Consider the following 23,747-nt stretch of genomic DNA (forward strand, 5'->3'; position numbering starts at 1 on the left):
TGCGTCACGTGGTGAACGGGGGGGTTGTTGAGCGCACCGTTCGGATGTTCCGTTCTCGCGAGCGTCTCCGCTGGCTGCTCTGTGTGATGCTTCCGTCCCACCGGCCCATCTTGTTCACCTTGGTTTCCGTCTCATCATTCGGGCCGATCACGCCGCCCTTTGCGTCCTCCCCGATGTTTGCCGGGTGGAGGCCGAGCTCTCGGAAGATCTGCGCGCACATGGGGCAAGGCGCCATGCCCTCACCATCCTCATTCGTGGTTTCGATCGTCGCGCCGTTCCTGAAGCGCTTCTGAAGCTCGGCGCGTACTTCTTCGTTGGTCATCTTTGGCTTCCCCTTCGCAGTTCGCTGGGCGTCTCCTTCGGTGCGGATCTGGCTCGCCATCTTGTGCAGCGCATCCACCTCCGCGCATGTTGTGTCCCCTGTCTGCGTCTCGCGGCGCGCCTTCTGCGCGTTCTTGACGGCCTCGGTGATCGCGAGGTCCTTGTAGTGCTTCTCGCGATGATCCTCCGCTGTTTTCCCGCCGCGCTCTCCCTGGCTCTTGCCCTCGATATCACCCGGCACCCCGCGACGGTTCTTCGGATCGGTAAAATCCTTGCCCTCCGGGTTCTTCCCGGCCGCGTTCCGTACGGTCGAGAACGGCATCAGCCCGCTCGGATCGACGAACCGCGTCGGCGCGTTGCCTGCGTAGTCGAAGCCGTTGAACCCGCCGTCGAGCCCCGCCGGGTCCGCGCTCAGGTATCGCCCCATCGCGGGATCGAAGTAGCGGTAGCGGTTGTAGACGAGCCCCGTCTCCTCGTCCTCGTACTGGCCCGGGAAGCGGAGCGGCGTGGTGGTCCGCCCGCCCTCTTTCACCTTCGCGCCGAACGCGGACCGGTCGAGCTCGCACACCACCTCGCCCGCTGGGCCGACCAGGCGCTCCGGCGCGCCCACGTCGTCGTTGAGGTAATGGAACCACGGGCTCTCCTCGCGGCGGCCGCCCGCCATGCGCGTGTCGCGGTGGGCCCAGGGGGCGTACCGGGCCTCCTCGAAGCAGTACGTGCGCTCCTCCACCACGGGATCCCCCGCCGCCTGCGCCACGCGCTTGATCTCGTGGACCAGCACGCCGCCGTCCCACACGAAGCGCACGCTCGACACCTCGCGCCTCCGCCCGTCGGGCGCTCGCTCGAACGTGCGCTTCCCGACGCGCCGCGCGAACGGATCGTAGCTGTGCTCGACCACCCTCCCGTCGGGCCTCTCGACCGCGGCGAGCAGCCCGAAGGCGTTCCACGTGTACCGCGTCAACCGGCCCTCCGCGTCGCGCGCGCTCATCAGCCTGCCCGACTCGTCCCACGCATACGTGGTGCCGCCCTTCTGCATCAGGCGGTTCCCCGCGCCGTAAGCGCGCTGCTCGCCGTCCGGCTCGTGGAGGTTGCCCGCGGCGTCGTAAGCAAAGCGCTGCCCCCGGCCCCGCTCGTCGCGGATCCCCAGGAGCTGCCCTGCGGGGTCGTGCTCGAACAGCCTCCGGCCGAGCGCGTCGTCCCACGACTCGACGAGCTCCGAGCACGGCCCGTAGCGGAACGCCTGGTACACCGTCGTCCCCGGCGGGCGAGGGCCGACCCACTCGGGCCGGCCGGCGCCCGCGCTGGCTTGCCCGGGGTGGCCTACCCAGCGCTGAGCCATGCGGCCGAGCGCGTCGTAGACGACCTGGATGCGCCCTCCGTCCGGCAGCGCGCGGGCGATCTCGCGCCCGAGCGCGTCGTGCGCGACCCCGACCGTGGTGCGCCCGTCCAGCACGACCTGCGTGGCTCGGCCGCAGGCGTCCCGCGCGAAGGCGGCCGAGTGGCCCAGCGACGTCGTCCGCTGCACGACGTCGCCCATGAGATCGTACGTGCGCCGCACGAAGAACGCTTCCCCCGAGGCGAGCTGCCGCTCCTCCACGACCCAGCCCACGGCGTTGCGTGTGAACGTGAGCTCTCCGGCAGGGTGCGCTGGACGAGCTGTCCGGCCGCGTCGTAGGCGAACTCGGTCATCTCGCCCGCGCCGGTCTTCTCGTGGAGGAGCTGTCCGGCCATATCGTGCCGGTAGTGCTTCTCCTGCCCGGCGAACGTCCGCTCGTACACCATGCGGCCCGCTGTGTCGTAGCGCATGAGGTACACGTCCCCCCGCGCGTTCTCGGCCTGCACGAGGCGGCCCTCGCGATCGTAGGCGAGCCGGTTCACCTCGCCGTTCGGGCGGCGGATCGCGCAGACCTTGTGCAGGCCTCCCCGATCGAAGCGCGTCGAGGTACCGTCCGGGTGGTCGACGCGCACCACGTCCCCGTTGCGGTCGCGGACATAGCGGGTCACGCCCCCGTCCGGGTGGCGCACGGCGACGCGATCGCCCCGATCGTTGTAGGCGTACGACGTGATGTGCCCGAGCGCGTCGCGCACCGAAAGGCAACGTCCCCAATAATCGTAGACGTGCTCGGTGACGGCGCCTGTCCCGTCGATCTTCTGGATCACGTTGCCGTGCGCGTCGTGGAGGAAGCGCGTGCGCGCGCCGTTCGGCGCGACCGTCTCCGTGATGAGCCCCCGCACCTCGATGCGGACCTCGAAGGTCGCGCCGATCGGATCGGTCCAGTACAGGGCGCCCGCGGTGCGCGTCACCTCCGTGACGCCGCCAGCCGGGTCGGTGACGCGACGGATGTGCCCGTCCGGCTCGCGCTCGATGACGGTGGTGCGGCCCAGCGGATCGCTCACGCGGAGCGTGCGGCCGCGGGCGTCGCGGACCCAGGTCGTGGTGGCTCCGAGCGGGTCGGTGAACGAGCGGAGATTGCCGTTCTCATCGTAGGTGCGGCAGTAGACGGCCCCGCCGGATACGGCCTTGTCGAGCTTGCCGAACTCGTTGGCGAAGTAGCGGTGCACGGTGATCGAGTCCGCCACATCCGAGTACCCGTCGTCGCCATAGACGAGCTTGCAGTGGTAGATCCCCCGGGCCTTCGTGCCATCGGCGAGCGTATCTGGGACGCCCTCCGCGAGGCCGAGGCGCCCCGGATCGGGGTGATCGCCCCAGGTCTCGACGCAGCGACCACGCTCGTCGTACCGGAAATGGAAGGTGAGGTCCTCGGGATCCGTGCGCGACGTCAGCCGGTGATCGTCGTAGGTGCAGCGGCTGACGCAGCCCTCAGCGTCCGTATCGGCGACGAGGTCGCCGCGCTCGTCGTAAGTATAGCTCCGGAGGGTCACCCATCTCCCTTGCTCGGGCGCGTTCTTGACCTCGAGCGCGGCGATGCGGCCGTCGGGCGTGCGCCGCACGCGCACGACGCGGCCGGCGGCGTCGGTGATCGACTCGATACGCCCCTCGCGGTAGGTGAGCCGCGTCGTGTTGCCATGGGCGTCGCGCACGGCGGAGAGGCGGTATGTCGAGCCGTCGCGCTCGGAGAACAGGTAGAACGTGCCAGCGGCGTCATCGAGCACGAACCCGCTGGCGTCGCGGGTCAGGACCCAGCCGTCGGGGCCGATGCCCGCGTCCCCTTCGGCGATGGCGTCGAACGAGAGCTCCGCGCCGGTGTCGGTCCACAGCACGGTGGTCTGGCGCCGTACCTCGACGGCCCACGCAAACGAGTGAACCCAGCCGAAGCCGAGGCCGATGTCGCGCTCGCGGGCGCTCGTGCTGTAGCGACGCACGAACCGCAAGCCGAGGGGGCCGAGCAGCTCGAGGTCGATCACGGGATCGGTGAACACGCGGCCGGTGGCGACGTCGACCGGGTCGCCCTTCGACACCTTCCCGCTCTTCTTCGACCCGTGGTGGTTCGGGCAGCCGGAGCCGTCGCCGCCCGCGCCGCCGCAGGCCGACTTTCCCCCTCCGTTGGCGCCGTTGCCCCCGTTGGAGCCGTCGGCGCCCTGGTCCTTGCCGCTCCCCTTGCCGCCCTTGCCGCTGCCGCCGCCGCTGCTTCCGCCGCCGCCCATGATGAAGACACCGGGATTCATGCCGGGGATCGCGGGGATATTCGGGACAGGGGCTGTGCGCGCCATGGGAGCGAGCGTAACAGGGGGCAACAGCACCGGAAATGCGCATCGTCCCCTCCACGGACGCGCAGGAAAGCACGTTGACCCGACCGGTCAGCCGCGAGGCCCATCGCGCTGCCTCCTCGTTCGGCCTGTCTCAATCCCGCTGGCATGTTCGCGCATTCCTGCGCGTCTCGCGCATTTTCGCGCTCGAGGTTGCGGCAAGGGGCGAGCTGTCGGTATCGTGCGCGCCATTCGCCCACTCAGGAGCTCTGCCGTGCACAAGATCTACCTCGTCCTTTCCGCAGCATTCCTCGTCACCTCTACGGCCTGCTCGGATGAATCCGATTCCAACGGTACGAGTAATGACCAGGCCAGCAGCAGCAGCGCTTCGACCAGCAGCGCCTCGGGCAGCGGTACCGGAGGCAGCGGCGGGTCAGGGAGCACGGGCGTCGGAGGAGGCGGCGCGGCTGGGACGGGCGGATCGGGCGGCGCAGGCGAGGGCGGCGCAGGCGAGGGCGGCGCGGGGACAGCAGGCGGGCCCGCTACCGGGGCCGGCGGGGACCCGGGCACCTCATCGCTGGGCTTCTTCGTGTCCACCCCGAGCGACAGCGGCGGCGATCTCGGAGGGATCGCCGGCGCTGACGCGACCTGCCAGGCGCTGGCGGCCGAAGTGGGCGCCGGCGGCCGCACGTGGCGCGCGTACCTGAGCACGAGCACGGAGGATGCCCGTGATCGCATCGGCAAGGGGCCCTGGGTCAACGCCAAGGGCGTCACGGTGGCCGCGACCGTCGAGGCGCTGCACGCGCTGCCCGGGGGCAACCCGGAGCTCTTCGTCGATCACAAGGGCAACCGCATCAACGGCCAGTGGCAGGGCTCTCCCACGCCGATCGAGCACGACATCCTCACGGGCTCGGCGGCGGACGGCACGGCCCTGGCCGCCACGTGCAACGACTGGACGTCGTCCACCGCCACGCCCGGGCCGCAGGTTGGGCACTCCGACGGCCTCGGTCCGAACATGAACGGCCAGGCCCCCTACAACTCGTGGAACTCCGTGCACGCCCCCGCGGGTTGCAGCCAGCAGCAGCTCGTGGCCGTGGGCGGCGCGGGCCGTATCTACTGCTTCGCCGCGAATTGAGCCTTCGTCCGGCTCAGGCGGTCGCGCCGGGCTGGATGCCGTTCAGCGCCATCATCTTCCGCCGCTCGTCGTCCTTGTTGAGTCCGCGGTACCGCTCGTCGAGCTTCGCGATATCGAGCTTCAGGATGCGGCCGTACAGCGAGAAGGCGAGGCCGACGATCGACGGGTGGCAGGCGGACTTCACCCGGTCATCGTAGTAGGGATACGCCGCCTCGTGGAAGCTGCGCAGGTTGTAGAACGGGATGCCCGGGAACTTGTGGTGCTCGTTGTGGTACGTGACGTTGTTCCAGAGGAAGTTCGTGACGTGCGCGCTCGTCCCGTAGGTGCGAGAGCTGTAGGCGTCCTCCCCCGGGAGCATCTCGTAGTGCTCGATCATCGAGGTCACGCTGGCGAGGATGGCGCCGAAGACGAACGGCAGGATGTAGAAGAAGAAGAACACCTGGAGCGGCATGACCCAGAAGAAGAAGGCCATGAGGCCATAGAAGGCGACGAGCTCCAGGAGCATCCTGACGTGCTGGATCGGTGAGAGCCGCTTCACGTACCGCGACATGCAGCCCAGGAAGTAGAGCGGATAGGCGAACGTGTAGACGGCGAGGAGCAGGAGCCTCGCGAGGACGGGGTTCCGCGTGTAATCCGTGACGACGAAGTTGTCGACGTCAGGGTACGTGTTCGCGATCTTGTGATGATGAAGGTGGTAGTTCGTGTACAGCGTCACGCTCATGCCGGTCGGCGCCCAGCAGACCAGGGCGATGAGGTACGAGGTGAGCTTCGAGCGCGAGCAGCTGCCGTGGACGGCGTCGTGCGCCACGGCGCCGAGGCCGCGGACGAGGTTGGCGATCAACCACGAGCAGGCGACCCCGATCGGGATGGCGAGCGGGTGGTGCTGCGTCGCGTACAGCACCCACGTGACCGCGGCCCAGATGCCGAAATGAAGCGGGATCTTGAGCAGGTGAATCGGGTTGCGCCTGTAGGCAGCCTGCAGCAGCTCCCGCGGTACTGTGTCCATGCCGGCCATGCTGATCTCCGTGTTTCTCGCGCGTGCGCGGCCCGGAACTTCGCAAAAAACAGGCGGGAAAACAAGAGCACGCCCGCTTTTTGCCCCCGCGGCGCGAATGCGTCTACGCGCCTGCGCAGGGGCTGGCGACAGGGCTTCGCGCCGCTTGAGGGGCGCGTTCGCCGCCGCTAAGACGCGGCCATGGGGACGCGCATCGAGAAGGACAGCTTCGGGCCGATCGCGGTGCAGGACGACCGCTACTGGGGGGCGCAGACGCAGCGTTCCCTCGAGAACTTCCGGATCGGGGGCGAGCGCTTCCCGCGGGAGATGATCGCCGCGCTCGCCACCGTGAAGAAGGCGGCGGCGCTCGTGAACCGCGATCTGGGCCTCCTGCCGGCGGACAGGTGCGCGCTCATCGTCGCGGCGGCCGACGAGGTCATCGACGGCAAGCTCGACGACCACTTCCCGCTCGTCGTCTGGCAGACGGGCAGCGGCACCCAGACCAACATGAACGTGAACGAGGTCATCGGGAACCGCGCGATCGAGATGAGCGGCGGCGTGATGGGCTCGAAGTCGCCGGTCCACCCGAACGACGACGTGAACAGGTCGCAGAGCTCGAACGACGTGTTCCCGACGGCCATGCACGTCGTCGCCGCGCTCCAGATCGAGCGCCGCCTGCTCCCGGAGGTCCGCCGGCTGCGCGAGACCCTGGCGCAGAAGAGCGCGGCGTTCGCGGACATCGTCAAGATCGGCCGCACGCACCTGCAGGACGCGACGCCGCTCACGCTCGGGCAGGAGTTCTCCGGCTACGTGGCGCAGCTCGACGCCGGCATCGCCGCGGTGGAGCGCGCGCTCCCGCCGCTCCACGAGCTGGCGCTCGGGGGCACAGCCGTCGGGACGGGGCTCAACGCCCACCCGGAGTTTCCGGCGAAGGTCGCCGCCAGGATCGCCGAGCTCACGGGGGCGCCCTTCGTCACTGCGCCGAACAAGTTCCAGGCGCTCGCGTCGCACGACGCCCTCGTCGCGGCGCACGGCGCGCTGAAGGTGCTCGCCTGCAGCCTGACCAAGATAGCGAACGACGTCCGCTGGCTCGCGAGCGGGCCGCGCTGCGGGATAGGCGAGATCACGATCCCGGAGAACGAGCCGGGCAGCTCGATCATGCCGGGGAAGGTGAACCCGACCCAGGCGGAGGCGATGACGATGCTGTGCGCGCAGGTGCTCGGCAACGACGTCGCGGTCGGCATCGGCGGGGCGAGCGGCAACTTCGAGCTCAACGTGTACAAGCCGCTCATCGTGCACAACGTGCTGCAGTCGATCCGGCTGCTGGCCGACGGCTGCGCGTCGTTCGAGGAGCACTGCGCGCGGGGCATCGAGCCGAACCGCGAGCGCATCGAGCGGAACCTGCGCGAGAGCCTGATGCTGGTGACCGCGCTGAACCCGCACGTGGGCTACGACAACGCAGCGAAGATCGCCAAGAAGGCGCACGCGGAAGGGACGACCCTCCGCGAGGCGGCGCTCGCGCTCGGGATCCTCGATGGGGGAAAGTTCGACGAGATCGTTCGACCGGAGAGGATGATCGGGCCTTCCGGGGACGGGTGAGGCTGCGGTGGGGACGCGAAGGAGAGGAGGTCGTGCCGAGTTCGCTCGGAGAGGGGGCATCGGCGATAACCGAGCTCCTTCGGTCACGCTCAGCTCACGCAACCCTTCACCCCACCATCGGGCACCAACGTAAACGACGCTCCGGTCTGAATTCTCTTTCAACCCGGAGGACTAAGGAACGGCCCACGGCAGCCGCACCCGTGCTCCGGGAACGATCCCCTGATCGCCAGGCATGTTCCAGACCACTGGCGACACGGGCAGCACCACCGGCGCAAGCGTGACCTCATAGCGCCCCAGCTCGAATGCCACGCCCGCCTCCGGAAGCTCATGAGTCGGGCCGTCGAGCCCCACCAGCGCCTCCGGATCCGCAAGAATGTCCGAGGACGGAAGCGCCGGCGCGCTCGCCTGCGGCAGGTCGGTCACCCGCTGTAGCGCCTCGTCGACCACACGCTTCCAGTTACGTCCCATCTGCGCGGACGGAAGCTCCGCTGCGAGCGCCTCCAACCGCGCCTTGAACTGTGCGTCGGACAGCACCGCCGCAGTCCGCTCTGCGGGCGACCGGGGCGGCGGCCCGACCTCCTGCGCCTGCGCCAGCCCAGGCGCACCCAGCGTCGCGAGCAGCGCCACGGCAGCTCCGTGCACTCTCCTGCACACCCTCATTCACCACCTCCTTTGCGCGCCTTCGCGCGGCTGACGGACATCCAGCGAGAGGTCGACCGCGCGGAGCGCCGGTCATTCCGGCCTTCCGCGCGGCGGCGGGGCGAGCCCGCCTCCGGGAACGGGCGGCGATCGACGTCGAGCGCCGCGGGGTTCGGGAGCACTCAGTGTACGCCCATCGCAGGTGCCCGGAAAGGGCAACTCGCCTGGTGCGCGCGGGTGCGAGGCGGCGCGTTGACACCCTGTCGACACGTGGGATAGACGAAGGCGCCTGCCAGCGGCGATGTTGCCGAGTTCGTTGCGATTCCTCTCGCCCGCCGGCCAGCACGGACGCCAATGACACCTTGCGCATGGACTCGTCGCGGTGCGGATCCTCGATGTGCCCGGCCGCGGCGCCGCGGGGGCGGCACGGCGCCGGACGGCGCTGCGCTCGCCCCTCTCCTCCTGGCAGCCGCGGCGCTCTGGTGTCCGCAGGCCAGCGCGCAACCCGCCCAGCGGCTGCCAACCCAGCCTCCGGCCGCCGACGCGCTCCCGGTTCCCCCGCCCGCGGCGCCGGCCATCCCGGTCGCGCCGCCGCCCGGCGCGGCTCCCCCTGGCGGCGCGCCCGCCACGCCACCTGCCGGAGCTGCGCCGCCGAGCGGCGCGCCGGCCGAGCCGGCCACGCCCCCTGCCGGGGCCACATCCGGCACCCCCGCGGCCACACCGGACGCACCGCCTGCGAGCGTTGCGCCGTCCGCTGTCACCGCACCCGGAGCACCCGCCGCCAGCACGTCGCCGGCAGGCGCCGCGCCGTCCAGCGCTGCGCCGCCCGCCGCGGCCGCGGCCGCACCGCCACCTGCCGGGGCGGCCGCTGCGCCCTCCCCGGGTGGACCGCCGTTCCAGCTCGCGATCGGCCGCCTCGTGCTCTCTCCCCTCGTGCTCGTGCAGGCGCAGGCCGTCCCCTACGTGGGCGAGGACGCCTTCCTGCAGGCGGGCGACGTCGCCGAGGGGCAGGGGTTCCGCCTGCGGCGCGCCCGCGTCGGCTTCGCGGGGAGGCTCGCCGGGTACGTGCCGTTCGCGGTCTCGGGCGAGCTCGCCGGGGGCGCGGACGGCTCGGCGCGGCTCTCCGAGGCGTGGATCGGCTACGCCCACTTCCCGTTCGCGAACCTCTACTTCGGCGCGCACGACGTGCCGTTCAGCCGCTCCGCGATGGCCGGCGCCGGCGAGGGCGCGCTCGTCGAGCGGCCCCTCGCCGTGCGCGCCATGGCGCCCTCCCGCCAGGTCGGCCTCCACGTCGAGGGGCACTTCCGGGGCCGGGCGTTCAGCTACTTCGCCGGCATGTTCAACGGCTTCCAGCGCTCGGATCAGTTCTTCGCCGGCTATGTCGAGAACGCCGCGAGCTTCGGCAACCGCTTCGACCACATCGCCTATGTCGCGCGGCTCGCCACCGAGCCGCTCGGCCCCCTCCCTCGCTCGGTGCAGGACCTCGCCGTCTCGCGCCTCCGCGTCGGCGCAGGCGCGAGCTACTTCTTCAGCGACGGCGGGACGCGCGATATCCACGGCATAGGCGCCGACCTCCTGGTCCAGGCCGCGGGCGCGCACGCGCTCGCCGAGCTCCTCTGGAACCAGAGCGACCCCGAGAGCACCCCGACGCAGCCGCTCGGCCAGCTCGCCCCGGTCACGTCGGTAGGGCTCGTCGGCGAGGTGGGTTATTTCGTGAGGCGCATCAAGCTCGGCGTGAGCGCGCGGTTCGAGTGGCTCGATCCCAACCTCGACCTCTCGGACGAGACGGACAGCTGGGCCCTCACCGCCGGCGCGAGTTACCACTTCATCGACAACACGCTCAAGGCGCAGGCCGACTTCACCCACCGGCAGGAGCGCCACGGCATCGCGCTCGACAACGACGCCGTGGCGCTGCAGCTCCAGCTCAACCTCTAGCGGCCCGCCATGCGAAAACGCCGCTCCGCCCTCGCCCTCGCCCTGCCCGCGCCGCGCGGCGCCCTCGGCCTCCTCGGCCTGATTGGCCTGGTCGGTTGCGACGAGCCGAACCTCCTGCGCGCCAAGCCGATCGAGAACCGGTTCGAGCTGGTCGGCGGCCCGGTGGCCATGGCCGATGTCGGCGATTTCCTTTTGGAAAACGACGAGATCCGGGTCGCGATCCTCGGCCCCCGCCACTCGCCGGGGCCGGGCGTCTACGGCGGCTCGCTTGTCGACGCCGACCTGCGCCGCCCCGACCCGCGCTTCGCGAGCGCGTCGGGCCGCGACCGCTTCGCCGAGTCGTTCCCGGTCGCGAACCTGCTCGTGCCCGACCCGGGCGCCACCGAGGTCTTCGTTGTCAACGACGGCTCGGACGGGCAGGAGGCGGTCGTCCGGGTCGAGGGCGACGGCGGCTTCCTCTTCCACGCGCTCGGCGTGCTGAAGACCCAGGAGGACTTGCTCGGCCTCCTGTTCGACGGCCTCAAGCCGGCGATGCGCTTCCGCACCGACTACGTCCTGCGCCCCGGCGAGCGGTTCGTCACGATCCGCACGACGCTCCTCCTGCCGGACGAGGTGCTCGGGTGCCCGAGCGTCGCCTCGTGCGCGCTCGAGTGCGAGGACGGCCTCGCCGCGGGCGACGACGGCTGCCCTGCGTGCGCCTGCGGGGAGCCGCTCTCGCTCGACAACTACGCGGGCCCCTCGGACATCTTCAGGGGCATCCTTGGCGACGAGCGGAACGGAGATCCCGAGCGGAAGGGCGGGATCGTCGCCGGCGATTTCGTCTTCTTCGGCAACCAGAACGACATCTTCGGCCCCGGCATGGGCTTCGACGAGGAGAAGGCGGTGTTCGACGCCCTCTTCTCCGGCCGGGACACGTTCCAGCAGCCGCTCAGCTTCGATTTCGTCGCCGCGGCGGGCGGCGACGTCAGCTACGGCTATTTCACGAAGGCGCCGGAGGGCGGCCCGCCCTCCACGGTCAACGTCCCCGTCTTCACGAGCGCGGCGACGGCCTTCCTGAGCGCCGGGCGGAGCTGCCTCGCCGCGGACTCCGACGACGAGGCGTGCGACCGGAAGCGGTCGTTCACCTACGAGCGCTGCTTCGCCGTGGGCGAGGGCGACATCGCGAGCGTCGCCGAGGTGGTGTACGGCGCCCGAGGCACGCCGACCGGCGCGCTCGAGGGCGCCGTGCGGTGGCGGTCGACGGGCGCGCCCGTGCCGAACGCGCGCGTCCACGTCTTCCGGGACCCCGACCCGGGCGCCGCCTTCGCGAGCGTCGACGATCTCGTCGAGGCGAACCTCGCGCGCTCGGGGGACGTGGGGCTGCTCAGCTCCATCGACGCCGACCTCGGGCTCGATCCGGTGGAGGACGGCGACTTCCACGCGCGGCTCGCGCCCGGCGGCTACCTGCTCGTCGCCGAGAACCCCGAGGGCACCGCCGTGTCGGCGCCGATCCGCGTGGCGCTCGGCGCCGGGGCCACGGTCTCGGTGGCGGCGGAGCTGCCGAGCCCCGCGCGGATCGCGTACCGGGTGGTCGACGAGGGGGGCCGGCTCGCGCCCGCCAAGCTGACGTTCGTCGCGCTCGACGCCGCGGGGCGGCCGCTCGAGGGCGACGGCACGAGGCGGGTCTACCTCGGCCACGGCCGCCTCGGCAGCGGCGTCCGGCAGATCGAGCGATCGGCGACGGGCGAGGGCGCTGTCGGGATCGAGCCCGGGCGCTACCGCGTCCTCGCCACGCGCGGGCCCGAGTTCGGCCGGTTCGAGGTCCCCGACCTCGAGGTGCGCGCCGGGGAGGTCCGGCGGATCGAGGCGGTCGTGCCGCGCGAGGTCGACTCGACGGGCTGGATGTCGATCGACATGCACCTGCACCAGCGCCCGAGCTTCGACAGCGGCCTGCCGCTCGAGGAGCGGGTGACCTCGGCGGTCGTCGAGGGGCTCGACGTCGCGGTGACCACCGACCACGACGTGCACACGGATCTCGAGCCCGCGGTGAGGCAGCTGGGGCTCGAGCCGCACCTGAAGACGGCGGTCGGCGCCGAGGTCTCGACGCTCGAGCTCGGGCATTTCATCGGCTTCCCGCTCCGCTACGACGAGCTCGACGTGCCGGATCACGGCGTCTTCGACTGGGTCTGCCGCGCGGGCGGGGACGTCATCGACGGGGTGCGCGGCACGGCGGCGGAGGGCGAGGACGCGCTCGTGATCGTCGCTCACCCGCGCGACGGGTTCATCGGGTACATCGACCAGCTGGGCGTCGACCCCTTCACGCTGCGCCGGTCGATCCCGACGCTCGAGGCGAGCAACCCGCTGTTCCAGGCGGGCAGCTGCGATTTCGACGCGATGGAGGTCTTCAACGGGAAGCGGCTCGATCTGCTCCGGACCCCCACCGTGCAGGAGGTCGTCGATTTCAACCGGTGCCTGTCCCGGATCGACGCCGCGACGGACGAGGCGTCGCTCCGCGCGGCGTGCGCCGAGCTCCCAGGCGGCCTGCCGGCGTGCAAGCCTGGCGAGCGGTACGCGGCCTGCCAGCAGCGCGCCCGCTCGGCGCTCGCCTGGAGCGTGACCAAGCGGATCCTGACGAGGACGCCCGAGGAGCAGGACGCCGTCTGGGACTTCGACAGGACCGCGGCCGACGGGGAGGCGCTCTGCGTAGGAGGCGAGGGCGGCGCGGTCCCGCCGGAGGACGCGGATCGGCCGTGCACCTTCCACGCGGGCCAGGTCGACGACCTGTTCCGCTACCTCGACCATGGCTTCTCGCCGACGCAGGTGGGGAGCAGCGACAGCCACGGCGCCACGCTGGAGCCGGGCTTCCCGCGCACCTATTTCCGCTCGCCGACCGACCAGCCGGCGGCGCTCGATCTCGAGGAGGCGACCGGGGCGCTCCGCGCGGGCAGCGCGTTCGCGACCTACGGGCCCTTCGTCCGCGCGAGCGTGGGCGGCGCGACGTTCGGCGGCGTGGCGCGCGTCGAGGGCGACACGGTGCCGCTCGACCTGCGGATCGAGACGGCGAGCTGGTTCGGCGTGGATCGCGTCGAGATCTACGTGAGCGGCCGCCTCGTCCGGGTGCTCGAGCCGCCTTCGGGGCCGTCGGCGATCGTGGACGTCGACGAGCGGCTCGTGCTGCCGGCGCCGCCGTCGGACGGCTGGGTCGTGGTGGTGGCGATGGGCCTGCGCGACGAGAACCTCCTCACGCCGGTCGCGCTGCCGGTGTCGTTCGGCGAGCTCCAGCTGCCCCGTGTCGCGAGCCTCGCGTTCACGCAGGTCGAGGCGCTCTCCCGGTTCTTCACGGCGTCGCCCCCGGTCCCCGACTGGTACCCGGTGGCGCCCTACGCGGTCACGAACCCCATCTTCCTGGATCGCGACGGCAACGGCGTCTACGACGCACCGCGCGGCCCGCCCCCGTTCTGCGCGAGGCCGTGCGACCCGGCCGTGCTCGATCCGTCGCAGTGCCCGGAAGGGCAGCAGTGCCTTGTGAACGAGCGCGTCTGCGGGATCTTCGTGCTGGGCCGCTGCGAGGACAAACAGGCGTCGCCGTAGCGCGGGGGGGAGGCGGGTGCGGACCCGCGCAGCCCTGCGGGGCGGGGGCAGCGGCGGCGTGCGAGCGAGAGGAGAGGACGTCTACTCTTCCAGCGCTTGCGGATCAGGGACGCCGACGGGACTCTCCTTCGCGTCTTCCGGCAAATCGGGCCTGGAGGGGGGCGCCCAGCCCGGCGAGCCGCCCACGTTGATCTTCACGAGCGTGCCTTCGATGGTGATCCCCGAACCGTCGAATCGAATGAACCCTCCGGGGCCTTTGAGCGTCACGGAGCCCTGGCCTTCCACGGCGATCGTCTCCCCCGCCGCGAGGTGCAGCGCCTTCCCGCTTTGCAGCGCGTGAGTGCCTTCCACGCGCTCGTGGACGTCCTCGACGACGGTGCGCGACTGCTTTCCATCGATGCTCTCGCGCCGATCGCCCCGCACATGGAGGTGGGCGTCCATCTCGATCCGCTCGCGCTTCTTGCCCATCACGACGATGTCTTGGTCCTTGTCGACCTTGCGCCGGCGGTCGTGCTCGGTCCACTGTGATGTGGACGCTTCGACGCGCTCGATGCGGTTCTTTCGATCGAGCGTCGTGCGATCCGATCCGGTGATCTCAATGCGCATCACCCCCGTCACCTGGGTTCGGTTCACGCCGACGGTCTCGATCTCGTTGACGCCGACACGCTTGCGGCGATCGTTCCCCACGGTGATCGTCTCGTCCCGCTTCACGCGCTTGCGGAGGTTGTGCTCGGCTTGGACATAGACGAGCTCGCCACCTTTCTTGTCCTCGAAGAGGATCTCGTTGAACCCCTGCGAGCCCGGCGACGAGTCGCTCTTCCATGTGCTGATGGTCTTGCTCTCGGGAAGCTTGTAGGGCACGGGTTGCGCGGCATTGAAGACGCGGCCCACGAGGATGGGCTGATCGGGATCGCCATCGAGGAACGACACGAGCACCTCCTGGCCCACGCGCGGCAGCGTGAGCCAGCCGTAGCCCGCCCCGGCCCAGCCTTCACCCGACCGGATCCAGCACGAGCTCGTCTCGTCGCGCTCTCCCTCCCGGTCCCACGGGAACTGGACACGCACCCGACCGAGCTCATCGGCGTGAATCTCATCCTTCGACGCGCCCACGACCGTCGCGCTCTGGATCCCGCGAATGCGAGGCTTCGGGGTGCGCAGGGCCGGGCGCCACGGGGCGCCCGCGGATACCGCGCGGCCGCTGATCCTCCAATCTCCCAGCCGGGTCCCCTCGATGCGAGCGGCCGTCATCAAGAGCCGCTCCTCGCCGCCCACGTCGGCGACGAACACCGTGCTCGGCGCGAGATCGAGCGCATTGGTCTCGAACGAGAGAACACGCGCAAGCGCCCGCTCGCCCTCGAGCGCCGAGGCGGCCCGCCTGTCGCCGAACGGCTGATCGTGGCGGGCGACGCCTCGATCATCGGCGACGGGGGTGTCTCCCCCCGACCCAATCTCGGCGAGAAAACCGCCCGGCTGATAGTGATACTGCTCGAGGCGCGCCTCGGCGCCCTCCGCTGGAGGCGCCTTGCCGAAGAGCGCGAACGCGGGCCGCCGAGGGTCGTGGTCGCGCACGACATAGCCGCCGGGGCGGACCTCCCGGGCGACGTGGAGCTGGGTGACGAACTCCTCTCCGGCGATCTGATTGGGGTTGTCCACGCAATGCAGCGGGGCGCCGGGCCGCACGTCGCGCGCCTGGAGCGCATCGGCCAGGAGGAGCTTCGAAGCGCCGTCGCGCTCGACGAACGCGAAGGCGATCCCCGCCTCTTCGAGGACACGGAGCAGAAAGGCGTAGTCGGTCTCCCCGTACTGGACCTTGTATTCGAGCTTCGGATAGTCGTCGCGAACGATCTCCCACTCCCGCTCGATCCCCCATTCATCGAGGAGCCGATCGACGAGATCGGGGGCCGCGAGGTGCTGAAAAATCCGGTGGTTCCGGCGCATGCCGAGCGACCAGAGGGTCGGCACCAGGCGAAAGAAGTACGTGGAGACGCCGATCGGCTCGACGCGCACCTGCTCGGCGTGGGCGCAGAGGCCGCTCCAGGTGCGCCCTTCGGCGGCCAGGGCGCCGCTCGCTTCGTGGCTCAGGTGGAACGACGCCCGGCGGCCTACGAGCGCGTCGAGCTCGAGAGCGGGGTTTCCGGAGTGGGCCCAGACGGAGATGGCGAAGGCGGTGGAGAGCGCTTCTTCCACGAGGAAGCGCTGGACCACGAGGGACGACTCGCCTGACTCGAACGAGATCTGAAGGTCGGGCATGGCTTCCCACAGTGCGGCTGAATCCGCTTGTTAGCCTTGGTAGTAGACGTTGCGTTGCACGTCTTCACGAAAAAGCGATGTCTTGATGTGCAGGTACTTCTGCCTGAGAGCGAGGTAGGACGGCATCTCCTGACGCTGCGGCCATTTCGCCGTCCAGACTTCGCTCGTTCCGTGGATGTATTGGGTGTGCGGCAACCCGAGCTTGTTTTGACGAACGGCGTGATATTGAGAGTACAGACGATTGAGCTCGGGGCTCACCTCGAAGCGGGACCCGCCGGGATACGCCATCATGGGCACGCCCGCCCGGACACTCTCGTTGTACATGTCCCTGAGCGTGATGTTCGAGATATCCCTGGGCTTGCCCTCCTCTCCCGGAGCATAGCCGCCCCCGACGTCCGAATGAGCGCCAGGATAGGACCACTCGCGGGCGTTGCCGGGGAGCGAGGCTCCAGGACCACTCTTGATGGATTGCAGCGGAAAGGTCTTTCGGTGCTCGTCCTCGGCGAGGAAGTGCCGGACCTGCCCGACGTATTTGAAATCAACGTGGAAATTGTAGCCCTCGTCCCAATTGTTCCCCGCGATGCCGAAGGAGCCCACGGTGTCGAACACGCCGAGGAAATTGACCTCTACGAAAGTGTGACGGTTGTAGAAGTATTTGTACTCAAGTTTCCCGTGGTTCCTGTACGCTTTCCTGCTGACCCACTTGGTCGTGTTGAGGATTCCGAGCGTGTGGACTTCATTCACGAAATGGCGCGCGAGCGCCGCTCCTCGGCTGAAGCCGTAGACGTACATGAGCTTTCGGGCCTTGGGCGTCCTGTTGAAGAACTCGACGCAGTGCTTGAATGCCAGGTTGATGCGCCGCTGTCCGCCAGCGCCGCCGGCGATGCCGAAAGCGTTCGGTATCCCTGAATCGTGCTTGGAGTTGGAGCCTACACCCGAGTAGTAGCAGGCTTGTTTCCGCCACTTGTCGACCTTCACGCTGTGGTTGGAGAAGAGAAAGTGCAGCTTGGCGACGTTCGACTCCTCAGGGTTCGCCACCGTCTTCTCGAATTCCTTGGGATCGTCGCTGTTGTTGCCGGTGCCATCGAAGAAGAGCCCGATCTCGATGAGGCCGCTCCAGCAGGCCTCGGTGGCCGGCGGGTCTTTTTTCGCCGCGGACCCCGAGGCCTGCCGATTCTCCCTGGCCTGCGCGGCCGCGCTCGATGATCCCTTGCTACCCATTCTCGCGCTCCTCGTCCCTGCCCGCAGCCGTCCGCACTGCGGCGCGCCAGTAGGCCTCCGGGTCGACCATCCTGGCGGCCGACTCCCAGTCCTCGTCCGTCACCCGGTCGAACATCGCGTCCATCCTCTCGTTCGCGGGCAGCGATGTATCCTCCAGGACCCGCCGGATCGCAGGCTGATCGTCGAACCGTGGGTTGATCGTCATCATGTGTGCAACGAACAGCGTCAAGCTGTACTCCCACGTGAGCCCCCACGCCCTCGCGCGCGCGAAGCCGTGCTCAATCCGCGCCCGGAGCTCGGCGTCGGACAGCTCCTCGACGAACTCTTCGTGCACCAGCCGGAAATGCAGGACCGACTCATCCAGGAAGGACCGCTCCGCGAGCGCGGCCATCTGCGTCTTGCGGATGCGCATCATGCGTCCGTCCCCCCTACCGAGGTGAAGACGACCAGATTGCCCTCGTCTCTTTCCGCGATGAACGCGTCGAGCTCGCCGAAGAACTCCGACCGCTGGCGCACCGAGCACGTCGGCAAGAAATCGCGCAGGACCGCCGGGTCGTAGAACCGGAAGTACAGCCGCTCGTCGTCCTCGTCCACGACCATCAAGAACCGCTTCAGGTGCCGTCGCACCTGTTCCATCGAGAGGCTCGTGCCGATGTAGATGCCCCACCGCTCTCCCCACCCCTCCATCACGAGCTTCTCCAGGAGGCGCGAGCCCGGCGGCAGACGGATGAGGTGCGGCGCGACTTCCGCAAGCTGCTCGCCCTCCAGGCCGGAGTAGAGGGACACGTACGGCTCCACCGATTCGCGGCAGATCTCGAGGATGCGGTCGTCCCGCGCCGCGTCCAGCACCGCATAGAGCGGCGCCGCCGCCGCCCGCTCTCGCAGCCGCGCGAGGATCCGCGCCCGACGCGCCTGTCGGCGCGCGACCTGCTCCTCCGCGCTCTTCATGATGGCGACCGCCTCCGGATCGTCGTCGTCCTCGAACTCGATGTTGAGCTCGGGGTCGAGCCGCGGGGGCGTGTGGTCCTCGATGAACATGCGGAGGTCGGTCGTGCCCGCCTGGATCCACTGCCCGTGAGTCACCTCCGCGCCGTCCGCAGGGCATTCGGCGCCCGCGAGGAGCGTCGGGACCAGCGCCTGGAGAGGCCGGAGCCTCGCGCTCCTGCCGTCCCAGGCGAGCTCGAAGTGGAGCGCCGACATCCTCTCGTCCTTCACGAACGCGAAATCGGCCCGCTCGGCCCGGCCCACCGTCAGCCTGCCCCCAGGCGCGACGATCGCCTTTCGCCCGCGCCCGTCGCCGAGGCACACCTCGAGGATCGCGTGCCGCCCTTCACGAACGCTCACGTGCCGCGCTCCTCTGCGCGCTTTCTCCGCGCTTCTCGCGCGAGGCGCTTCGCCTCGCACTCTTCACAGAAAGGCTTGTTCGTGCGGAGCGTGTTCGCCTGCGGGACCGGCCCGATGAGCACCGTCGGGCAGCCGGAGACGATGACGCCGCCGTGCTGCATCGGATCCCCGATGCGGGCCGCCGGCTGGTTGGCGATCAGCACGCTCGGCTCGCCCGCCTCGATCGTGTCGGTGGCCGACGGGCACTTCGCCCGATCGGCCTCGCGCGCCGCCGGCTGGTTCCCGATGAGGACGTTGGCGAACCCGGTCTCGATCTTCCCACCCGCGTGGATGGGACAGGAGTGTCGGTCTGTGACGCGCGCAGCGGGAGGCATGGTCTTGTCCAACCTTACTGGGCGATGCCCGTGACCAGCACGTCGTCCGGATCGGGCGGCACCGGCGGCTCGATCTCGGGCACGACCGCCTCTTCGGGCCTCTCCGGCTCGGCGCTCTTGGCTCCCTCCGCGGCGCCGCCGCAGTTGATCTTCACCACCTGTCCCTCGATCGTGATCCCCTGCCCATCGATGCGGATGAACCCGCCCGGCCCTTTGATGGTCACGTCGTCGCGCGCCTCCAGGACCAGCACCGTCCCGGCCTTCATGTGGATCGCCTCGTGCGCCTCGAGCAAGTGGTGCCTCCCCACCCTCTCATGCCGGTCCTTGCCGACGCTCAGCGACTGCTTGCCGTCGATCCGCTGCATGCGCTTGCCCTTCAGGATGAAGTGGCTGTCCCCCTCGACCCGCTCGCGCTTCATCTCTCGCACGATGATGTCGTGGTCGCGCCCGACGTGGATCGCGAGGTTGCCCTTGGTGAGCTCGGTCTCGTCGCGCTGCACGAGGCGCTGATGGTCGCCGCCGACGACCGTCAAGCGGTCCGCTCCCGTGATCTCGGTCCGGAGAGCGCCGGTCACCTCCGTGCGGTTCACCCCCACCTTCTCGAGCTCGTTCCGGTGCACGAGCTTCTGCCGGTCGCGTCCGACGGTGACCGTCTCGTCGTGCTTGACGAGCTTGCGCAGGTTCCTCTCGGCCTGCACCCACACGAGCTCCTTGCCCTTCAGGTCCTCGAACATGATCTCATTGAACCCACCCGAGCCGGGCGACGAGTCGCTCTTCCACGTGCTGCGGGTCTTGTGCTCGGGCAGCCTGTAGGGGACCTGATGGATGGCATTGAACACCCTTCCGACGACGATCGGCTGATCGGGATCGCCTTCGAGGAAGCCCACGAGCACCTCCTGACCGACGCGCGGGAGCACCATCATGCCGTAGCCGGTCCCCGCCCACCCCTGGCTCACGCGCACCCAGCACGAGCTGTTGTCATCGAAGCTGCCTTGTCGGTCCCAGGGGAACTGCACCCGGACGCGCCCGAACTCGTCGGTGTGGACCTCCTCCCCGCCGGGGCCCACGACCGTGGCGCTCTGCACACCGTGGATGGCGGGCTTCTGCGTCTTGCTCGGCGGCAGGTACGGCACGTCGGCAAAGACGCACTTGTTCGAAATGTGCCATTCGTCGTCGTGCGAGCCCTGAAGCTTCATCTCGAGGACCAAGAGCCGCTTGGCCTCGAGCGCGGGGTGCGGGTGATTGTCGATCGTCAGCACCGTCCCAGGGCGCAGGTCGATCACGTTGGTCTCGAACGCGACGGCGCGGTTGCCGCCTCGCTCCCCCGCGAGGGCGCGCCGCGCACGCGCCTTGCCATAGTCGAGGTCATGGCGCGCAACCCCCTTGTCGTCGGCGACGGGCGTACCGCCCCCTCTGCCGCCTTCGATGAGGAAGCCGCCGGGGCGGTAGTGGTATTGCTCGTACCGTTCCTCGGGGGCGGGCGCCCTCTCGGCTTCACCCGCCAGCGCGAAGCTCGGATGGCGAAAGTCGTAGTCGCGGAACGTGAACGCTCCGGGGCGGACCTCGTGCCAGAACCGCAGACCGGTGACGAACTCCCTGTCCGCCGATCGGTTCGGGTTGTCCACGAACCGCAGCGGCCCCCACGCCCGCGCGTCCCCCTCGTGCAAGCTGTCGCTCAGCACGAGCTCGGTCTCGCCCCCCTCGTTGTCTGCGAGGTGATGTGTAATGCCGGCCTCTTCGAGCAGGCGACAGAAGAAATCGTAGTCGCTCTCGGCGTACTGAACCTTGTACTCGAGCTTTGGATAGCGGCCGCGATCGATCCAGAACGTGGCGGCGATCCCCCAGCCGCCGAGCACTTCCTCGATGATCTCCGGAATGCTCCGATGCTGGAAGATGCGGTTGTCGCGCCGCTCACGCAGGAGCCAGAGCATCGGCACGACGCGGAAGAAGTACGTCGACAGCCCCGTCGGCTCCACCTGCACGACCTCCGCGTGGCTGCAGATGCCCGTCCAAGCGCGCGTCTCCGCGCGCCAGAGGGCTCTCCCCTGGATACGCAGCCCTGCGGCCTGTCCCACGATCGCGTCGAGGTCGAGCGCGTGCTCGGACGACCTAGCCCAGACCGACACCGTGAAGAGCGCCCCCACCGCCTCATCAACGGTAAAGCGGCGCACCGAGAGCTCGGTGCCAGTGGCAACTGAAAAATCGAGAGTGGGCATGGGTTTCTCGCGTTTGGTGTCCAGTTCGTCGCCTACCGGTCAATCGCCAAAATCAGGGGACCTCGAGCTCTTCGCCGACGGTTCCGTCGACGGCCTTGTTGGACGCCGTCCCACCGCCCTTGCCGGCCTGGCCGAAGACGCGCTTCGTGGTGGAGCTGATGACCACCGAGGCGCCAGAGACCTTGACGACCGCATACGACGGCCCGCCCGCCCCGGCGCCGCCGTCACTGCCCCTGCCGCCGGAGCCGCCGGGGCCTCCCGCAGATCCGCCTTTCAGGACCGGGTCGAACGGGAATATCTCGATGCTGCACCCGAAACCCTCCTCCGTGCACTCGTCAAAGCTGCATTCACCCTCGATCGAGCAAACGGAGTCCGAGCCCGCGACGCCATGCGTGCCGGCACCCCCCGGCGCCCCCGCGCCGCCCGCGGACCCGTTGCCGCCGTTCTTGGCGTGAAGCACGCCGCCGTCCACCCGTACCTCTGTCGAGGCCCCCACCGCCATCAACGCGACGGCCGCCCCGCCGCCCCTCCCCGACGCGCCCCCTTTGCCTCCCCCACCGCCGCAGCCTGATCTCCCCCATCCGCCCGACGCCGTCCCCGGGATTGTCGGGCAAAGGGACTCGCAGTCGCCGCAGGAATTGCAGCCCGACATCGCTTCTGGAGAACCGGGCGGCGTCCCGTTCTGACCGCTACCGCCGTCCGACCCCGGCTTCCCGTCGGCGGGCGTGTACCCCGACGCCGTGAAGGTTCCTGTCGCCTGCGCGGCGGCGCCCGCCGCTGGGGAGCTGCCATTCGCACCGTTCCCTGCGCTCGACCCATCACATCCGCTCGAGGCGTCCGCGCCTTTCGCACCCGCGGACGCGAGCCCGCCATCTCCACCATCCCCCACCTTCACGTCGACCGCGGTGAGCTTGAAAAGGCTATCTTTCACGAAGACACCCGTCAGCGATTCGCCGGGCCGATCGGGCTTCGATTCGCCCTTCTCCTTCGTCGTCAGCGTCAGCCTCACGAGCGCTGAGCTGTGCTTCACGTCGAGCACCTGGACGACTGTCGCTACGGTCCTGGGTGCGGCGATGACCGTCCGCCCGACGACGCCGTCGGCGCAGTCGGCCGCCCAGCTCCCTTGCTTGAGCACCCACCCCCCTTCGATGGACAGGCCGGTCGCGGAATCGGGAAGGGTGATCGCCTCGTCGTACGTGCCCTCGTCCAGGTAGACGGTGCCTTTGCCCTCGGCGATGGCCGCGTCGATCCCGGCCTGCACGGTCTTGAGCGGCGCGCCCTGCGTACCGTCACCGCTCTCGTCGCTGCCGGCGGCCGCGCTCACGAAGATCCCGTCCACCGCCTGCGCGTCGGGATCGCACGGCACCGGCGCGTCGCCCCCTTCCGCCGCATCGCGCGGCTTCACGTCGCCGAAGTCAACCCCGGAGATGAGGCCACATCCCGCACCGCAAACCACGGCCGCGATCGCCCCCGTCGTCCACGCCTGACGCTTCATCTCAGAATCTCCCTCCGAACCGCGCGAACGCCCCGTTGCCATGAGAGCCCACCCCGAGCGTCAACCCGGTTCCGGCGGACGTGCCGTCTGCCTTCGGCTCCGTCAGGAACAGCGCGACCGACGCACCGATGCAGGCGATGCCCGCGATGAACGTGACGGTGCTGACCGCGGAGAGCGTCTCACCTGACGAAGCCGCCGCCACGCCCTCTGCGTCGCACCACGTCTCTCCGTCGCAGTGAGCGGGATCTTTGACGATGCTCGCTCGCTCGAGCGCCATCAGGCCGGTCACGACACCCACGCCGAGGCTCACGACCCCGACGCCACCTACGGCGAGGCCCGCGCCTCGGCGCGGTGACTTCACCAAGCTGCTCCATGGGCTTCCGGGAGGCTGGGACGCGCCTGGCATCGTCGTTTGCGCTGCCGGTGCGGACGCAGGGGGCAGCTTCGCTCCCGCGTGCACTTCGAGCCGCTCTGCCGCCTTCTCTTTCACCCTGACGCGGAACGTCTCCTCGCGATGGCCGGGCGCGCGAACGACGATCGTCCGCTCTCCGGGGTTGACTGGAAATGCGACGCCGAGCGCGCCTTCGCCGAGCGGTGTGTCGTCAAAGAGAATTTCGGTGCCCGGGGGAAGGCTGCCTGACGCAACGACGGTCAGGCGCGGCACGCGGCGCTCGAGATCGCGCATCCGCTGCTTGGCGACGGGGACGCGATCGTCGCTGGTCGGGAGCAACTCGATGGCACGGCGGAAATGCCCCCATGCGTCGGCGATCTGACCGAGCTTCTCCTCGCAATTGGCGAGGTTGAGCAGCGCGCCTGGCTTGGGATCGAGCCGGTAGCTCTCGCGGAACCTGGGACACGCCGAGGCGAACTCGCCGCGTTGCATCTCTTGTCGGCCCGCCTGGAAGAGCGCCTCGGCCTTCACGGGATCCCGCGGCGGAGCGGCCCATGCCGCCCTGCCCACGAGCAGACACAACGCCAGAGCTCCGGGGATGTGATGGTTGCGCAT

At 69.7% G+C, this 23,747-nt stretch carries 15 protein-coding genes and 1 pseudogene; 4 read left to right on the forward strand and 12 right to left on the reverse strand.

From position 1 onward, the window contains the following. Window positions 1-4: 4 nt before the first annotated feature. Complete coding sequence (locus WME97_RS48865) at window positions 5-1,660, reverse strand: RHS repeat domain-containing protein (protein ID WP_437555664.1); 1,656 nt, start codon at window positions 1,658-1,660, stop codon at window positions 5-7. After that, on the reverse strand, window positions 1,642-3,993 hold the full coding sequence (locus WME97_RS48870; protein WP_437548084.1) for a DUF6531 domain-containing protein: 2,352 nt from the start codon (window positions 3,991-3,993) through the stop codon (window positions 1,642-1,644). Before WME97_RS48870 ends, WME97_RS48865 begins: the two co-directional genes overlap by 19 nt. Window positions 3,994-4,243: 250 nt before the next feature. On the opposite strand from WME97_RS48870, the gene WME97_RS48875 reads away from it, so the two are divergent. Beyond that, window positions 4,244-5,104, forward strand: a complete 861-nt coding sequence (locus WME97_RS48875) for a hypothetical protein (RefSeq protein WP_437548085.1) — start codon at window positions 4,244-4,246, stop codon at window positions 5,102-5,104. A 13-nt stretch (window positions 5,105-5,117) separates the two neighbouring features. Here the strand turns inward: WME97_RS48875 and WME97_RS48880 are convergent, their stop codons facing one another. After that, window positions 5,118-6,110: a fatty acid desaturase family protein gene (locus WME97_RS48880; protein ID WP_437548087.1), complete on the reverse strand. Its 993-nt coding sequence runs from the start codon at window positions 6,108-6,110 to the stop codon at window positions 5,118-5,120. Between the two features lie 189 nt (window positions 6,111-6,299). Between WME97_RS48880 and fumC the strand changes: the two genes are divergently transcribed. Further along, entirely contained in the window at window positions 6,300-7,697 is a 1,398-nt protein-coding gene (gene fumC / locus WME97_RS48885; RefSeq protein ID WP_437548089.1) for a class II fumarate hydratase, read from the forward strand. A gap of 171 nt (window positions 7,698-7,868) precedes the next feature. Here the strand turns inward: fumC and WME97_RS48890 are convergent, their stop codons facing one another. Next, a complete protein-coding gene (locus tag WME97_RS48890) occupies window positions 7,869-8,324 on the reverse strand; it encodes a hypothetical protein (RefSeq protein WP_437548091.1) in 456 nt (151 codons plus the stop codon). Window positions 8,325-9,254: 930 nt separating this feature from the next. On the opposite strand from WME97_RS48890, the gene WME97_RS48895 reads away from it, so the two are divergent. Both WME97_RS48895 and WME97_RS48900 read left to right on the forward strand, forming a co-directional pair. Next, the gene (locus tag WME97_RS48895) at window positions 9,255-10,271 is read left to right on the forward strand and encodes a porin (protein ID WP_437548092.1); all 1,017 of its coding nucleotides are present in this window, start codon (window positions 9,255-9,257) and stop codon (window positions 10,269-10,271) included. A gap of 9 nt (window positions 10,272-10,280) precedes the next feature. Then, on the forward strand, window positions 10,281-13,841 hold the full coding sequence (locus WME97_RS48900; protein ID WP_437548094.1) for a PHP domain-containing protein: 3,561 nt from the start codon (window positions 10,281-10,283) through the stop codon (window positions 13,839-13,841). 81 nt (window positions 13,842-13,922) lie between these two features. Here WME97_RS48900 and WME97_RS48905 read toward each other — a convergent pair whose 3' ends face one another. From WME97_RS48905 to WME97_RS48940, 8 genes and pseudogenes are all read right to left on the reverse strand, one after another. Next, the gene (locus tag WME97_RS48905; protein WP_437548096.1) at window positions 13,923-16,091 is read right to left on the reverse strand and encodes a type VI secretion system Vgr family protein; all 2,169 of its coding nucleotides are present in this window, start codon (window positions 16,089-16,091) and stop codon (window positions 13,923-13,925) included. A 30-nt stretch (window positions 16,092-16,121) separates the two neighbouring features. Further along, window positions 16,122-17,312: a T6SS phospholipase effector Tle1-like catalytic domain-containing protein gene (locus WME97_RS48910; protein WP_437548098.1), complete on the reverse strand. Its 1,191-nt coding sequence runs from the start codon at window positions 17,310-17,312 to the stop codon at window positions 16,122-16,124. Continuing rightward, on the reverse strand, window positions 17,305-17,727 hold the full coding sequence (locus WME97_RS48915) for a hypothetical protein (protein ID WP_437548100.1): 423 nt from the start codon (window positions 17,725-17,727) through the stop codon (window positions 17,305-17,307). The genes WME97_RS48910 and WME97_RS48915 overlap by 8 nt, the downstream gene beginning before the upstream one ends. Then, complete coding sequence (locus WME97_RS48920) at window positions 17,724-18,656, reverse strand: DUF4123 domain-containing protein (RefSeq protein ID WP_437548102.1); 933 nt, start codon at window positions 18,654-18,656, stop codon at window positions 17,724-17,726. The genes WME97_RS48915 and WME97_RS48920 overlap by 4 nt, the downstream gene beginning before the upstream one ends. A 110-nt stretch (window positions 18,657-18,766) precedes the next feature. Then, window positions 18,767-19,030 (reverse strand): annotated as a pseudogene (locus WME97_RS48925) (PAAR domain-containing protein); the annotation flags it as partial. Window positions 19,031-19,044: 14 nt separating this feature from the next. Then, a complete protein-coding gene (locus WME97_RS48930) occupies window positions 19,045-21,246 on the reverse strand; it encodes a type VI secretion system Vgr family protein (protein WP_437548104.1) in 2,202 nt (733 codons plus the stop codon). A gap of 52 nt (window positions 21,247-21,298) precedes the next feature. After that, window positions 21,299-22,741, reverse strand: coding sequence for a hypothetical protein (locus WME97_RS48935; protein WP_437548106.1), 1,443 nt, complete (start codon window positions 22,739-22,741; stop codon window positions 21,299-21,301). A 1-nt stretch (window position 22,742) separates the two neighbouring features. Next, window positions 22,743-23,747 (reverse strand): tetratricopeptide repeat protein, encoded by a 1,005-nt coding sequence (locus WME97_RS48940; protein ID WP_437548108.1) that lies wholly within the window; start codon window positions 23,745-23,747, stop codon window positions 22,743-22,745.

Source organism: Sorangium sp. So ce367 (assembly GCF_051520455.1).
In the GTDB taxonomy this organism is placed as follows: domain Bacteria; phylum Myxococcota_A; class Polyangia; order Polyangiales; family Polyangiaceae; genus Sorangium; species Sorangium cellulosum_B.